General features: G+C 72.9%; 12 protein-coding genes. 5 read left to right on the top strand and 7 right to left on the bottom strand.

The genetic code is table 11. The features are described 5' to 3' along the window. Positions 1-331 precede the first annotated feature (331 nt). Both ACIO5D_RS06610 and ACIO5D_RS06605 read left to right on the top strand, forming a co-directional pair. A complete protein-coding gene (locus ACIO5D_RS06610; protein ID WP_400794073.1) occupies positions 332-1,669 on the top strand; it encodes a UDP-glucose dehydrogenase family protein in 1,338 nt (445 codons plus the stop codon). Between the two features lie 52 nt (positions 1,670-1,721). After that, positions 1,722-2,135 (top strand): CoA-binding protein, encoded by a 414-nt coding sequence (locus ACIO5D_RS06605; RefSeq protein WP_363605719.1) that lies wholly within the window; start codon positions 1,722-1,724, stop codon positions 2,133-2,135. Here ACIO5D_RS06605 and ACIO5D_RS06600 read toward each other — a convergent pair. The 4 genes from ACIO5D_RS06600 to ACIO5D_RS06585 are packed head-to-tail and all read right to left on the bottom strand — an operon-like array spanning position 2,092 to position 5,952. Then, positions 2,092-2,985, bottom strand: a complete 894-nt coding sequence (locus ACIO5D_RS06600; protein WP_400794071.1) for a MerR family transcriptional regulator — start codon at positions 2,983-2,985, stop codon at positions 2,092-2,094. The two genes, ACIO5D_RS06605 and ACIO5D_RS06600, sit on opposite strands and share 44 nt — an antisense overlap. Before the next feature lie 56 nt (positions 2,986-3,041). Further along, complete coding sequence (locus tag ACIO5D_RS06595) at positions 3,042-4,250, bottom strand: dipeptidase (protein WP_363605715.1); 1,209 nt, start codon at positions 4,248-4,250, stop codon at positions 3,042-3,044. 23 nt (positions 4,251-4,273) lie between these two features. Then, positions 4,274-4,798, bottom strand: a complete 525-nt coding sequence (gene purE / locus ACIO5D_RS06590) for a 5-(carboxyamino)imidazole ribonucleotide mutase (RefSeq protein WP_400653216.1) — start codon at positions 4,796-4,798, stop codon at positions 4,274-4,276. Beyond that, the gene (locus ACIO5D_RS06585) at positions 4,795-5,952 is read right to left on the bottom strand and encodes a 5-(carboxyamino)imidazole ribonucleotide synthase (protein ID WP_363605711.1); all 1,158 of its coding nucleotides are present in this window, start codon (positions 5,950-5,952) and stop codon (positions 4,795-4,797) included. Before ACIO5D_RS06585 ends, purE begins: the two co-directional genes overlap by 4 nt. 240 nt (positions 5,953-6,192) lie before the next feature. Between ACIO5D_RS06585 and ACIO5D_RS06580 the strand changes: the two genes are divergently transcribed. Next, positions 6,193-6,804: a GtrA family protein gene (locus ACIO5D_RS06580; RefSeq protein WP_400794069.1), complete on the top strand. Its 612-nt coding sequence runs from the start codon at positions 6,193-6,195 to the stop codon at positions 6,802-6,804. Between the two features lie 44 nt (positions 6,805-6,848). Here ACIO5D_RS06580 and ACIO5D_RS06575 read toward each other — a convergent pair whose 3' ends face one another. After that, positions 6,849-8,096, bottom strand: coding sequence for an ATP-binding protein (locus ACIO5D_RS06575; RefSeq protein WP_363605707.1), 1,248 nt, complete (start codon positions 8,094-8,096; stop codon positions 6,849-6,851). Between the two features lie 63 nt (positions 8,097-8,159). Next, entirely contained in the window at positions 8,160-8,834 is a 675-nt protein-coding gene (locus ACIO5D_RS06570; RefSeq protein WP_030290974.1) for a response regulator transcription factor, read from the bottom strand. Between the two features lie 335 nt (positions 8,835-9,169). Between ACIO5D_RS06570 and ACIO5D_RS06565 the strand changes: the two genes are divergently transcribed. Both ACIO5D_RS06565 and ACIO5D_RS06560 read left to right on the top strand, forming a co-directional pair. Further along, entirely contained in the window at positions 9,170-10,678 is a 1,509-nt protein-coding gene (locus ACIO5D_RS06565) for a peptide MFS transporter (RefSeq protein ID WP_400794067.1), read from the top strand. Between the two features lie 141 nt (positions 10,679-10,819). After that, on the top strand, positions 10,820-12,904 hold the full coding sequence (locus ACIO5D_RS06560) for a prolyl oligopeptidase family serine peptidase (protein ID WP_400794065.1): 2,085 nt from the start codon (positions 10,820-10,822) through the stop codon (positions 12,902-12,904). A 32-nt stretch (positions 12,905-12,936) separates the two neighbouring features. Here the strand turns inward: ACIO5D_RS06560 and hutI are convergent, their stop codons facing one another. After that, positions 12,937-14,106: an imidazolonepropionase gene (gene hutI, locus ACIO5D_RS06555; protein WP_363605804.1), complete on the bottom strand. Its 1,170-nt coding sequence runs from the start codon at positions 14,104-14,106 to the stop codon at positions 12,937-12,939. Positions 14,107-14,252: the final 146 nt, after the last annotated feature.

Here is a 14,252-nt window from a genome sequence, read left to right as displayed (position 1 = left end):
CAGAGCTGGGCGGCCGCGCGCTCGCCGAGCGCCGTCCTCCCCCGGCGGCCCGAAGATGCCGAGCCCCTCCCGCCGGGGCCCGGCGGCCCCGGCGGGCTCGGCGGATTCGTCCGTGCGCTCGGGCTTCGGATCCATGCGCGCACTGTGCCGTCCGTCACAGCCCACGCGCGGGGGTAGTGCCGGGATCGCGCCGCCGCCCGCCCCGCCCCGCCCGAAAACCGCGCCGTCGGCGGCCGAAACATCGGTGCTGGCAGGACGGCCCGTAGGGGCGGATAGCATCGATGCTCGCAGGTCATGTCAGTCCAGGTCGAGATTCCGCAAAGGGGAACCAGTGACCCTCCGCATCTCCGTGATCGGTACCGGCTATCTCGGCGCCACCCACGCCGCCGCCATGGCGGAGTTCGGCTTCGAGGTCCTGGGCCTGGACATCGACCCGGAGAAGATCGCCACGCTGACCGCGGGCCAGGTCCCGATGTACGAGCCGGGCCTGTCCGAGCTGCTGCTCAAACACGTGGCCGGACACGAGGGTTCGACCGGCCGGCTGCGCTTCACCACCTCCGCCCAGGAGGCCGCCGAGTTCGGCGACGTGCACTTCGTCTGCGTCAACACCCCGCAGCGCAAGGGCGAGTTCGCCGCCGACATGAGCTACGTCGACGCCGCGATCGATGCGCTCGCCCCGCATCTGACCCGCCCGGTGCTGGTGGTCGGCAAGTCCACCGTGCCGGTCGGCTCGGCGGGCCGGCTGGCCGAGCGGCTGGCCGCGCTCGCGCCGGTCGGCGAGGGCGCCGAACTCGCCTGGAACCCGGAGTTCCTGCGCGAGGGCTTCGCCGTCCAGGACACCCTGCGCCCGGACCGCATCGTCGTCGGCGCCCGCAGCGAGCGCGCCGAGCAGTTGCTGCGCGAGGTGTACGCGGACCCGATCGCGGCCGGGGTGCCGTTCATGGTCACCGACTACGCCACCGCGGAGCTGGTCAAGGCCGCCGCCAACTCCTTCCTCGCCACCAAGATCTCGTTCATCAACGCGATGGCCGAGGTCTGCGAGGCGGCCGGCGCCGATGTCACCCAGCTGAGCACCGCCCTCGCCCACGACGAGCGGATCGGCGGCAAGTTCCTCAACTCCGGCCTCGGCTTCGGCGGCGGCTGCCTGCCCAAGGACATCCGCGCGTTCATGGCCCGGGCCGGCGAGCTGGGCGCCGACCAGGCGCTGACCTTCCTGCGCGAGGTCGACTCGATCAACATGCGGCGCCGCTCCCGGATGGTCGAGCTGGCCCGCGAGCAGTGCGGGGGCGGCTTCCTCGGCCGCCGGGTCGCCGTTCTCGGCGCGGCCTTCAAGCCCAACTCGGACGACATCCGGGACTCCCCCGCGCTCAACGTCGCCGCCCAGATACAGCTCCAGGGCGCGCAGGTCACCGTGTACGACCCGAAGGCGATGGACAACGCCCGCAAGATGTTCCCCGGCCTGGCTTACGCCGGGTCTCCGCTGGAGGCCGCCGAGGGCGCGCACGTGGTGCTGCACCTCACCGAGTGGAAGGAGTTCCGCGACCTCGACCCGGCCGAGCTGGGCGCCGTGGTCGAGGAGCGCCGGCTGCTCGACGGACGCAACGTCCTGGACGCCGCCGCCTGGCGCGCGGCCGGCTGGACGTACCGGGCGCTGGGCCGTCCGAGCTAGGGCGACGGGTCCGGGCGGGAATCCCCCGCCCGGACCCGTCGTTGGCAGCGGCATGACGAGCTACGGCGACGAAGCGACGGTCCGCGACATCCTCACCGCCAAGGGCGACACCTGGGCGGTGGTGGGCCTCTCCAGCAACACCGCCCGCGCGGCGTACGGCGTCGCCCAGGTGCTCCAGCGCTACGGCAAGCGCATCGTGCCCGTCCACCCCAAGGCCGAGACGGTCCTCGGCGAGCCCGGCTACCCCTCGCTCGCCGAGATCCCGTTCCCGGTGGACGTGGTGGACGTGTTCGTGAACTCCGCCCTGGCCGGCGAGGTCGCCGACCAGGCGGCCGCCGTCGGGGCCGGGGCCGTCTGGTTCCAGCTCGGCGTGGTCGACGAGGCCGCCTACGAGCGGACGACGGCGGCGGGCCTGGCGATGGTCATGGACAAGTGCCCGGCCATCGAGATCCCGCGGCTGGGCTGAGCCCCCCGGGCCTTACCGCACCGGCACCGCCACGTCGCAAGACCGGCTCGGCCGGCGGTGCGGTGGCGACATGGCCGAAGTAGACCTCGCGGGCCGGGCCCGCGGCCTCCAGGCCCCGCTCCGCCACGGCCTGGTAGACCGCGTCGTAGGCGCCGAGGATCTGCGGGTACTCGATCTGGGCCCGGGTGAGCCGGGCGTACAGCTCGCGGTGGGCCGGCTCGACCCGGACGGCGGCGGACCGCCCGGCGAGCGCGGCGAGCGAGGGGTCGATCGGGACGCAGACCTCCACCGGGCCGTCACTGTCCTCGCTCACCTCGCCGTGGAGGACCACGAAGGGCGCGGCGTGGACGCCCCCGTGCGCGTCGGCGACGGCCTGCAGCCGGCCCGACGCGGCCGGGATCCACTCGGGCAACTCACCCACCCTGATGTGCCGTTGCTCGCTCAGTACGGTCTGCTCGGGTACCTCGCGCTGTTCGATCCGGTGCATGCCCCGGCTCCCCTCTCCTCCTGACAGACGGATGCGGAGGTACACCGCCAGCTCCCGCTGCACGGCGATCCGGCGCTCGACGGACGCCCAGTAGTCGGCCAGCCGGTCGGCACCGGCCGGGCCGTCTCCGGCCGCCAGCACTCCGGCGACCTCGGCCAGCGGCATGTCGAGCCGTCGCAGCAGCACGATCAGCCGGGCCCGGGCGACCTGGTCGTTCCGGTAGAACCGGTAGCCGGTCCCGGCGTCGACCCGGTCGGGCGGCAGCAGTCCGAGGCGGTCGTAGAGCCGCAGGGCCTTGAGCGAGAGCCGTGACCGGCGGGCGAACTCGCCGATGCCGAGCAGGGGTTCCGGGGTGTCCTCCACGCCGGTCACGCTCCCGTCTGCCCCAGGGGCAGGGTCAAGCCGCTGGGGAAAAGGGCCTAGCCGTCCAGCTGGGCGATGGTGGCGATGGACGGCCGCCGGGTCTCCCGCAGCCCGGCCGCGACGGCCTCGGCGTCGCGGAGCACGCGCACGGCGTTGTGCCAGGTGAGCTTGGCGAGATCGCCCTCCGACCACTTGCGGCGCAGGAGTTCGGCGATCAGGTTGGGGTAGCCGGCCACGTCGTCCAGGCCCTCGGGGAGGAAGGCGGTGCCGTCGAAGTCCCCGCCGATGCCGATGTGGTCGATGCCCGCGACCTCGCGCATGTGGTCGAGGTGGTCGGCGACGGTCGCCGGGGTGGCGACCGGGCGCGGGCTGGTCTCCTCGAAGGCGCGCTGGCAGGCCATCCCGGCCGGGGTGGTGTCCAGGTGGTCGAAGCCGTGGGCGCGCATGTTCTCGTCGGCGGCGACGGTCCACGCTATGGCGGCGGGCAGGATGAACTTGGGGACGAACGTGGCCATCGCCACGCCGCCGTTGGCGGGCAGCTGGGCGAGCACGTCGTCGGGGATGTTGCGCGGGTGGTCGCAGACGGCGCGCGCGGAGGAGTGCGAGAAGATCACCGGCGCCTCGGTGACCCGCAGCGCGTCCCGCATGGTGTCGGCGGAGACGTGCGAGAGGTCGACCAGCATGCCGAGCCGGTTCATCTCCCGGACGACCTCCTCGCCGAACCGGGTCAGGCCGCCGGCCACCGGCTTGTCGGTGGCGGAGTCGGCCCACGGCAGGTTGTCGTTGTGGGTGAGCGTCATGTACCGGACGCCGAGCGCGTGCAGGGCCCGCAGGGTGGCGAGCGAGCAGTCGATGGAGTGGCCGCCCTCGGCGCCCATCAGGGAGGCGATCCGGCCCTCGGCGCGGGCGGCCTCCATGTCGTCGGCGGTGAGGGCGAGCCGGAGCCGGTCGGGGTAGCGCCCGACCAGGGCCCGGACGAAGTCCATCTGCTCCAGGGTGGCACTCACCGCGTGGTCGCCGGCCAGGCCGGCGCTCACGTACACGGACCAGAACTGCGCGCCGACCCCGCCCGCGGCGAGGCGGGCGAGGTCGGTGTGCAGCCGGGCGCTCTGGTCGGCGGCCAGGTCGAGCGCGTCGAGGTCGTAGCCGGCCTGCTCGCGCATCGCCCAGGGGAGGTCGTTGTGGCCGTCCACCACGGGGGTGGTGCGGAGGACGGACCGGGCCCGGTCCAGCAGGACGGCGGAGTCCAACAGCTCAGATGTCATACGAGCTGTTCTATCCGATTTGACTACTTTCCAAAGCCGAAGGACGAGGACCCGGCCACCTTGGCCCGAAGCTTCTTGCCCTTCTCGGTGGCCTGGCTGTTCAGTTCGGTCTGGAAGTCGGTCATCCGCTCGGCCAGCTCCGGGTCGAACGCGGCCAGCATCCGCACCGCCAGCAGCCCCGCGTTGCGCGCACCCGCCACCGAGACGGTGGCCACCGGCACACCGGCAGGCATCTGGACGATCGACAGCAGGCTGTCCATCCCGTCCAGGTAGCGCAGCGGCACCGGGACGCCGATCACCGGCAGCGGGGTCACGGAGGCGAGCATGCCCGGCAGATGGGCCGCACCGCCGGCGCCCGCGATGATCGCCTTCAGCCCGCGCTTGTGGGCGTTCTCCCCGTACGCGATCATCTCGTGCGGCATCCGGTGCGCGGAGACGACGTCCACCTCGTACGGGATCTCGAACTCGTCCAGGGCCTTGGCCGCGGCCTCCATGACGGGCCAGTCGGAGTCCGAGCCCATGACGATGCCGACAACAGGGTTGGTCATTCGGTGATCGTTCCTCGCAGGTAGGCGGCCGCGTGGCGGGCGCGCTCGCGGACGTCGTCGAGGTCGTCCCCGAAGACGTTGACGTGGCCGACCTTGCGGCCGGGCTTCACGTCCTTCCCGTACATGTGGATCCGCAGACCGGGGTCGCGGGCCATGCAGTGCAGGAAGGCGTGGTACATGTCCGGGTAGTCGCCGCCGAGGACGTTGACCATGACGGTCCACCGGGCGCGCGGGCGCGGGTCGCCGAGCGGCAGGTCGAGCACGGCCCGCAGGTGGTTCTCGAACTGCGAGGTGACCGCGCCGTCCTGGGTCCAGTGGCCGGAGTTGTGCGGCCGCATGGCCAGCTCGTTGACCAGGATGCGGCCGTCCCCGGTCTGGAACAGCTCGACCGCGAGGTGGCCGGTGATGTCCAGCTCGCCCGCGATCCGCAGGGCCAGCTGCTGCGCCTCGTCGGAGAGCGCCGGGTCGAGGTCCGGCGCCGGGGCGGTGACCTCGGCGCAGACGCCGTTCTCCTGGACGCTCTCCACCACCGGGTAGGCGACGGCCTGGCCGCTGGGCGAGCGGACCACGTTGGCGGCCAGCTCGCGGACGAAGTCCACCTTCTCCTCGGCCAGCACCGGGACGCCCGCCAGGAACGGCGCCTGCGCCTGCCGCTCGTCGTCGACGACCCAGACGCCCTTGCCGTCGTAGCCGCCGCGCACGGTCTTCAGGACGACGGGGTAGCCCGTGCCCTCGTTCGCGAACGCGGTCACGTCGGCCGGGTCGGCGACCAGGCGGTGGCGCGGGCAGGGCACGCCGATGGAATCGAGCGTGGCCCGCATCACGCCCTTGTCCTGGGCGTTGACCAGCGCGTGCGGGCCGGGCCGGACGGCCACGCCGTCGGCCTGCAGGGCGCGCAGGTGCTCGGTCGGCACGTGCTCGTGGTCGAAGGTGACCACGTCACAGCCGGCCGCGAAGCGGCGCAGGGTGTCGAGGTCGCGGTAGTCGCCGAGGACGACCTCGGAGACCACCTGCGCGGCGGAGTCCTGGGGCGTGTCGGCGAGGAGTTTGAACCTGACCCCGAGCGGGATGCCCGCCTGGTGTGCCATGCGGGCCAGCTGCCCACCGCCGATCATGCCCACCACTGGAAAATTCGCATTGCCCGGGGAAGTCACCCCGCCAGGATATCCGGGCCGGTGGGAGCCTGTGGAACCGCTGTCCCGGGCGGACCGCCGCCCCGGGAGCCCGGACGATACCCGGGCCCTGGGGGCTGAGCCGATCGGTGGAAGCGGGTAGCCTGGAGCGCTAGGTCCTGGTACGCGTGGTCTGATCATGTGCGTGCACGCAGGGCTCAGGGGCAGCCGCGCAGCCGCGCCGGACCCCCTTCGTCCGCAGGCACATGGAGGCAGCCCGGTATGGCGACGACCGCAGCGTCGAACCCCTCGCTGGCGCAGAGACTGCGCGGCCTGTCGGGCGAAGTGGTGAAGTTCGGCATCGTCGGCCTGAGCGGAGTGGTGGTCAACTTCGCCGTCTTCTGGGTCTGCATCAACGGCCTGCACCTGGCCTCGCTGCGGTCCAACATCGCGGCCACGCTGATCGCCATCGCCACCAACTACCTCGGCTACCGCTACTGGCTGTACCGCGACCGCGACGCCGCCTCCCGCAAGCGGGAGATCACGCTGTTCCTGCTCTACAGCGGCATCGGGATGCTGATCGAGACCGGTGTGCTCGGGTTCTCGGTGTACGTGCTCGGCCTGGACTCGCACTTCGAGCAGCTGGCCGCCAAGGTGGCCGGGCTCGCGGTCGCCACCGTGTTCCGCTTCGTCTCCTACCGGACCTGGGTCTTCAAGGCGCTCCCCGAGCCGGCCGCCGAGGCCCCGGCGGACCAGGTCCAGGGCCAGGGCCAGGGCGCGGGCACGAGCCAGAGCGCGGGCACGGGCAAGGGCAAGGGCCGGGCCACCGAGGTCGTCGCGCAGGCCGAACTGATGCTGGCCGCCGAGCAGATCCGGTACGCCAAGGCCGAGTAGCCGAGCAGGCCCGGCACCCACCTCGTCTCGTTCGGCCGCCGCGTTCAGTCCTCGCGCTGGCTGCGGCCGAGGAAGATCGCGAACACCGGCGGCCGCAGCGAGAGCAGTTCCAGCCGCCCGCCGTCCGCCTCCGCGAGGTCCCGGGCGACGGCCAGCCCGATCCCGGTCGAGTTGCGGCCGCTGACCGCCCGCTCGAAGACCCGGTTGCCCAGCTCCGGCGGCACCCCGGCGCCCTGGTCCTGGACCTCGACCACCACCGACGTCCCGGAGGTCCGCACCCGCAGGGTGATCGTCCCGGCGCCGTGCATCAGCGAGTTCTCGATCAGCGTGGCCAGCACCTGGGCGACCGTCCCCGGGGTGCCCACGGCGGTGACCCCGCGCAGCCCCTCCACCTGGAGCACCCGGCCGGTGCCGCGCAGCGACGGCCCCCACTCCTCCACCTGCTGCTTGACCACCTCGTCCAGGTCGAAGGCGACGGCGGTGGGGCTGCGCGGGTCGCGCTGGGTGGTGAGCAGCCGCTGGACGACGTCGGTGAGCCGCTCGACCTGCTGGAGGGCGATGGTGGCCTCCTCCTTGACGGTCTCCGGATCCTCGGCGAGCGCGGTGATCTCCTCCAGCCGCATGGAGAGCGCGGTGAGCGGGGTGCGCAGCTGGTGGGAGGCGTCGGCGGCGAGCCGGCGCTCGGCGGTGAGCATGCGGGCGATCCGCTCGGCGCTGACGTCCAGCACCTCGGCGACCCGGTCGAGTTCGGGCACCCCGTAGCGGCGGTCGCGCGGCCGGGGGTCGCCGGAGCCGAGGCGTTCGGCGGTCTCGGCGAGGTCGGTGAGCGGGCGGGCGAGCCGCTTGGCCTGCCAGACGGCGAGGGCCACGGCGGCCTGGACGGCGAGCAGGGCGACCACGCCGAGCAGCAGCAGCATGTTGGCGATCTCGTGGTCGACGGCCTCGCGGGACTGCTCGACGATGACGGTCTCGCCGCTGTTGCCCTTCTCGACGGCCTTCAGCAGGTGGGTCCCGGCCGGCCGCACACCGCTGGAGACGGGGGGCTGGCCGGGGATGTCCACCTCGACGTAACTGCCGTCGGTGACCTGGTTGGCGAACTTGTCGCCGGTGACCGGCTCGCCCGCGGCGAGCCGGTTCTCCACCAGGGCGAGCACCCGGACGGCGGCCGCGTCCACCCGGTCCTGGGCCGAGTTGACGATGGTGCGCTTCTCGACCAGGGCGAGCGGAACGCAGAACACCACGACCACCACCAGGACCACGCCCAGCAGCGAGTTGATCATCCGGCGTTTCACGCTGCCGCTCCCGTGGTGTTCCGCTCCGTCGGCCGTCGCCCCGGCCGCTGTGCCCGTACGGGGCTAATTCTTCTCGAACCGGAAGCCCACGCCGCGCACGGTGGCGATGTAGCGGGGGTTCGCCGCGTCGTCGCCGAGCTTCTTGCGCAGCCAGGAGATGTGCATGTCCAGGGTCTTGGTGGAGGTCCACCAGGTGGTGTCCCAGACCTGCCGCATGATCTCCTCGCGGGTGACCACCCGGCCGGCGTCCCGGACCAGCACCCGCAGGAGCTCGAACTCCTTGGCGGAGAGGGTGAGCTCCTCCTCGCCGAGCCAGGCGCGGTGCGACTCGATGTCGATCTTCACCCCGTGCGCGCCGGTGGTGAGCTGGTCGACGTTGCCGCGCCGGAGCAGGGCCCGGACGCGGGCGAGCAGTTCGGCCAGGCGGAAGGGCTTGGTGACGTAGTCGTCGGCGCCGGCGTCCAGGCCGACCACGGTGTCCACCTCGTCGGCGCGGGCGGTGAGCACCAGGACGGGGCAGCTCTTGCCGTCGGCGCGCAGGCGGCGGCAGACCTCCAGGCCGTCCATCTCGGGCAGGCCGAGGTCGAGGACGACGAGGTCGACCTCCTCGGTGAGTCCGGCGGCCAGTGCGGTCGGACCGTCCTCGCGGACGAGCACCTCATAGCCCTCACGTCGCAGGGCCCGGGCGAGCGGTTCGGAGATCGCCGGATCGTCCTCGGCGAGCAGCACACAGGTCATAAGGGTGATGGTAGTCCGCCGGGGTATCCGCGACGGCGCTGTGAAGTAGTTCACAGACAGTGATCATCAAGTGGAAGGAGATCATCCGACACGCCCGCCCGCAGAACCGCTTCTTCGTCGAAGAATCCACCCTCCAGACTTGAATCCTAAGGAATCTGTGCGGTCAAACCATGGATAGCTCAAGGGAATCTGTCGCAAGCTTTACCATCGCCATACCTTATTCATGGCTTTTGTCATCTGATGGCGCCAAATATCGCCACGTACAGTGGTTAGGTCCCCGTCCAGCCTCTCACCCATTGGCGGACGGGCCGCACAAGAGCAAGGAACCACGACCCATGGCGTCATCGACTCTGGAGGCCGGCGTACAGCGGCCGTCCTCCCCCGGCGGCAAGACCTTCCTGGGACACCCCCGCGGCCTCGCCACCCTCTTCATGACCGAGATGTGGGAGCGCTTCAGCTTCTACGGCATGCGTGCCCTGCTGGTGCTCTACCTGGTCGCCGAGCACGGCGACGGCGGGCTCGGCTACGAGGCGGCCGTCGGCGCCGCGATCTACAGCGTCTACAACGCCATGGTCTACCTGCTCGCCCTGCCGGGCGGCTGGATCGCCGACCGCTTCTGGGGCGCCCGCAAGACGGTGGCCGTCGGCGGGTCGATCATCATGGTCGGCCACTTCCTGCTCGCGGTGCCCGCCACCGCCTCGTTCTTCGCCGGCCTCGGCCTGATCGCCGTCGGCTCCGGCCTGCTCAAGGCCAACATCTCCACCATGGTCGGCCACCTCTACGACGGGCCGACCGACCCCCGTCGCGACGGCGGCTTCACGATCTTCTACATGGGCATCAACGCCGGTGCCTTCTTCGCGCCGCTGGTGATCGGCACCGTCGGCCAGAAGGTCGACTGGCACCTCGGCTTCGCCCTGGCCGGCGCCGGCATGGCCCTCGGACTGATCCAGTACCTGCTCGGCAGCCGGCACCTGAGCCCGCGCAGCAGCACGGTGGCCTCGCCGATCTCCGCCGCCGAGAAGTCCTCCGTGCTCCGCAAGGGCATGTTCTGGCTGGCCCTGACCGGTGTCTTCTTCGGCGTCGTCGCGCTGACCGGCAACTTCAGCGTCGGCTGGGTGATCTGGCCGCTGTCCGTCGCCGGCATCGGGATCCCGGCCTTCTACTTCGCCCGGATCAAGCGGGACAAGGACCTGGCCCCGGACGAGCAGTCCAAGATGAGCGGCTACATCTGGTTCTTCGTGGCCGCCGCCGTGTTCTGGATGATCTACGACCAGTCCGGCTCGACGCTCAACATCTTCGCCAGGGAGTCGACCTCCTCGACGCTGTTCGGCATCGGCTTCCCGTCGAGCTGGTTCCAGTCGTTCAACCCGCTCTACATCATGGCGCTGGCCCCGGTCTTCGCCTGGCTCTGGGTCTGGCTGGCCCGGCGCGGCAAGAACCCCAGCACCACCATGAAGTTCGCCATCGGCCTGCTGCTGATCGGCACCTCCTTCCTGGTGATGATGCTGGCGATGGCGGCCGCCTCCGGCGGTGCCAAGGTCACCCCGCTCTGGCTGGCCTCGGTCTACCTGATCCAGACCGTCGGCGAGCTGACCCTCTCCCCGGTCGGCCTCTCCGTCACCACCAAGCTGGCGCCGCCCAAGTACGGCAGCCAGATGATGGGCATCTGGTTCCTGGGCGTCACCGCCGGTGACTGCGTGGCCGCGATCATGCAGCTGATGGTCGGCAAGGGGACGGGATCCACCTGGTACTTCGCCAGCCAGGGCCTGCTGGCGGTGCTCGCCGGTGTGGCGCTGGCGATGTACCGCAAGAAGGTCGTCCGGCTGATGGGCGACATCCACTGACGGCCCCGGCCGGCCACTGACAGCCCGCTCGGGCCCCACGAACACCCGCCCCCGGGGCCGGTGCGCGGTCCCCGGACCCGCGCACCGGCTCCGTCCGAATACCGGGGACAGGCCGCGCCCGGGCGTGCCATGGTGTCAGGCATGCCGACCGACACCCTCCCCCGCCAACTCGCCCGCACCAGGCGCTTCTCCCTCGGCGCACCCACCCACCCCACGGTCTCCGCCGACGGCCGGACGGTCCTCTTCCTGCGCAGCCGGGCCGGCGACGACCCGCTCACCCGGCTCTGGGCGCTGGACACCGACAGCGGCGGGGAGCGGCTGATCGCCGACCCGGCCGCACTCGGCGACGCCGGGCAGGACGTGCCGGAGGCCGAGCTGATCCGCCGCGAACGGGCCCGGGTCTCGTCGAGCGGCATCACCGACTACGCCACCGACGCCACCGCCCGGCTCGCCGCCTTCGCCCTCGGCGGCGCGCTCTGGCTCGCCGACACCGCCGACGGCACGGTGCGGCGGATACCCACCGCCACCGAGGTGTACGACCCGCGCCCCGACCCGGCCGGGCGGCTGGTCGCCTACGTCGGTGGCGGCGCCCTGCGGGTGGTCGGCGCCGACGGCACCGGCGACCGCGCGCTCGCCGAACCGGAGGGCCCCGAGGTCACCTACGGCGTCGCCGACCATGTCGCCGCCGAGTCGATGTACCGCACCCGGGCACACTGGTGGTCGCCGGACGGCACCCGGCTGCTGGTCGCCCGGGTCGACAACAGCCCGGTGTGCCGCCTCCACCTGGCCGACCCCGCCCACCCGGCGCGCCCGCCGCGCGTCCTGCGCTACCCGCTGGCCGGCACCGCCAACGCCGATGTCGGCCTCTGGCTGCTCGGCCTGGACGGCACCCGCACCGAGGTCCGCTGGGACCGGACGGCCTTCGAGTACCTGACCGCCGCGGGCTGGGACGGCCACGGCCCGTACGCCGCCGTGCAGAGCCGCGACCAGCGCACCGTCCGCACCCTGGCCGTCGACCCGGCCGACGGCGCCACCCGGACGCTCGCCGAGCGCCACGACGAGCACTGGGTCGAGCTCGTCCCCGGGCTGCCGGTCCGGACCGGCTCCGGTGCCCTGGTCGACTCCGCCGACCTCGGCGACACCCGTCATCTGACCCTCGACGGCGAGCCCGTCACCCCGCCCGGCCTCCAGCTGCGCACGGTGCTCGGCACCGAGGGCGAGCAGGTGCTCTTCACCGCCTCCGCCGAACCCACCGAAACCCACCTCTGGACGTACGACCCCGCCACGGGCGCCCGGCAGCTGAGCAGCGCGCCCGGCGCACACACCGGCACCCGGCGGGCCGGCACGCTCGTACACACCGCCCGCACGCCCGACACCCCGGGCCCTCGCAGCACCGTCCACCGCGCCGGGCGCCCCACCGCCGAGCTGCGCTCGCACGCCCAGCCGCCCGTCCTCACCCCCCGGCCCGAGCTGCTCCGCCTCGGCCCCCGCGAGCTGCGCGCCACGCTCTTCCTGCCGACCGGCCACCGGCCGCAGGACGGCCCGCTGCCGGTCCTGCTCGACCCGTACGGCGGGCCCGCCGGGCAGAAGGCCGTCCGGGCCGGCGGCTGGTCCGACCTGATCTCCCAGTGGTTCGCCGAGCAGGGCTTCGCGGTGCTGGTCGCGGACGGGCGCGGCACCCCGGGCCGGGGCCCGCGCTGGGACAAGACCGTCTTCGCCGACATCGCAGGACCCGCCCTGGACGACCAGGTGGAGGCGGTGCACGAGGCCGCCCGCAGCCGCCCCGGCCTGCTCGACCTGGACCGGGTCGCGATCCGGGGCTGGTCCTTCGGCGGCTTCCTGGCCGCGCTCGCCGTGCTGCGCCGCCCGGACGTCTTCCACGCCGCCGTCGCCGGCGCCGCCCCCACCGACCAGCGGCTGTACGACACCCACTGGAAGGAGCGCTTCCTCGGCCGCCCCGACGAGCACCCCGAGCGCTACGAAGCCTCCTCGCTGATCGGCGACGCGCCGCGCCTGGAGCGCCCGCTGCTGCTGGTGCACGGCCTCGCCGACGACAACGTGCTGCCCGTCCACACGCTGCGGCTCTCCTCCGCCCTGCTCGCGGCCGGCCGCCCGCACGAGCTGCTCCCGCTGAGCGGGACGACCCATCTGCCGACCGACGAGACGGTGGCGGAGAACCTGCTGCTGCACCAGCTGGACTTCCTCCGGCGCAGCCTCCGGCGCTGAGCCCGGTCCGCCCGGCCCGGACCTCCCCCGGCTCAGACCTCCCGGACCCCGGCGCGCCAGACGGCGGCGGTCAGCGGGACACCCGGGCGGTAGGCGAGGTGGACGTGCGAGGGCGCGTCCAGCAGCTGGAGGTCCGCCCGCGCGCCCACGGTGACCGTGCCGACATCGGTGCGGCGCAGCGCGTGGGCGCCCCCGGCGGTGGCCGCGTACACGGCCTCGTCGGGGGTCATGCCCATCTCGCGGACGGCGACCGCGACGCAGAACGCCATCGAGCTGGTGAAGCTGGAGCCCGGGTTGCAGTCGGTGGAGAGCGCGACGACGGCGCCCGCGTCGAGCAGACGGCGCGCGTCCGGGTAGGCGGCGCGGGTGGAGAACTCCGCGCCGGGCAGCAGGGTGGCCACCGTCGCCGAGCCGGCCAGCGCGGCCACGTCCTCGTCGGTGAGGTGGGTGCAGTGGTCGGCGGAGGCCGCGCCCAGCTCCACGGCGAGCCGCACGCCAGGGCCGTAGGAGAGCTGGTTGGCGTGCACCCGGGGGGTGAGGCCGCGCTGGATGCCGGCGGTCAGGACCGCCCTGGCCTGGTCGCCGTCGAAGGCGCCGTTCTCGCAGAACACGTCCACCCAGCGGGCGTACGGCGCGCAGGCGTCCAGCATGTCGCCGGTGACCAGGTCGACGTACCCGGCCGGGTCGTCGGCGTACTCGGGGGCCACCACATGGGCGCCGAGGTAGGTGGTCTCGGCGGTGTAGGAGGCGGCGATCCGCAGTGCCCTGGCCTCGTCCACGACGGTCAGGCCGTAGCCGGACTTGCACTCGATGGTGGTGGTGCCCTGGCGCAGCGCCTCGCGGACGAACCGGGCCAGGTTGGCGTCCAGTTCGGCGTCGGTCGCGGCGCGGGTGGCGGCCACCGTGGTGCGGATGCCGCCCGCGCTGTAGGCCTGGCCGGACATCCGGGCGTTGAACTCGGCGGTGCGGTCGCCCGCGAACACCAGGTGGGCGTGCGAGTCGACGAAGCCGGGCAGCAGGGCCCGCCCGGCCGCGTCGTACCGCTCGTCGGCGGCGGGCGCCCCGGCGGCGGGCCCGACCCAGGCGATCGTCCCGCCGTCCACCACCACGGCCGCGTCGGTGAGCAGGCCGAGCGGCCCGGTCCCGTAGCCGGGATCGTTGGTGACCAGGCTGCCGATGCCGGTGATCAGGGTGCTCGGGATGCCCGGGGTGCCCGGGGTGCCCGGGGTGATCGAAGCGGCCGGGGTGCTCGAAGCGGGAGGGGTGCTCGGGGTGCTCAAGGCGGAACCTCTCGGAGGGGGTCACGGTCCCGGGGGCGGGCCCCCGCCCGCCCCCGGGAGGTTCAGGG

This window comes from Kitasatospora sp. NPDC087315 (assembly GCF_044744345.1).
Lineage (GTDB): Bacteria > Actinomycetota > Actinomycetes > Streptomycetales > Streptomycetaceae > Kitasatospora.
The sequence above is the reverse complement of the archived record's forward strand: the minus strand, read 5'-3'. Positions and strand labels throughout refer to the sequence as shown.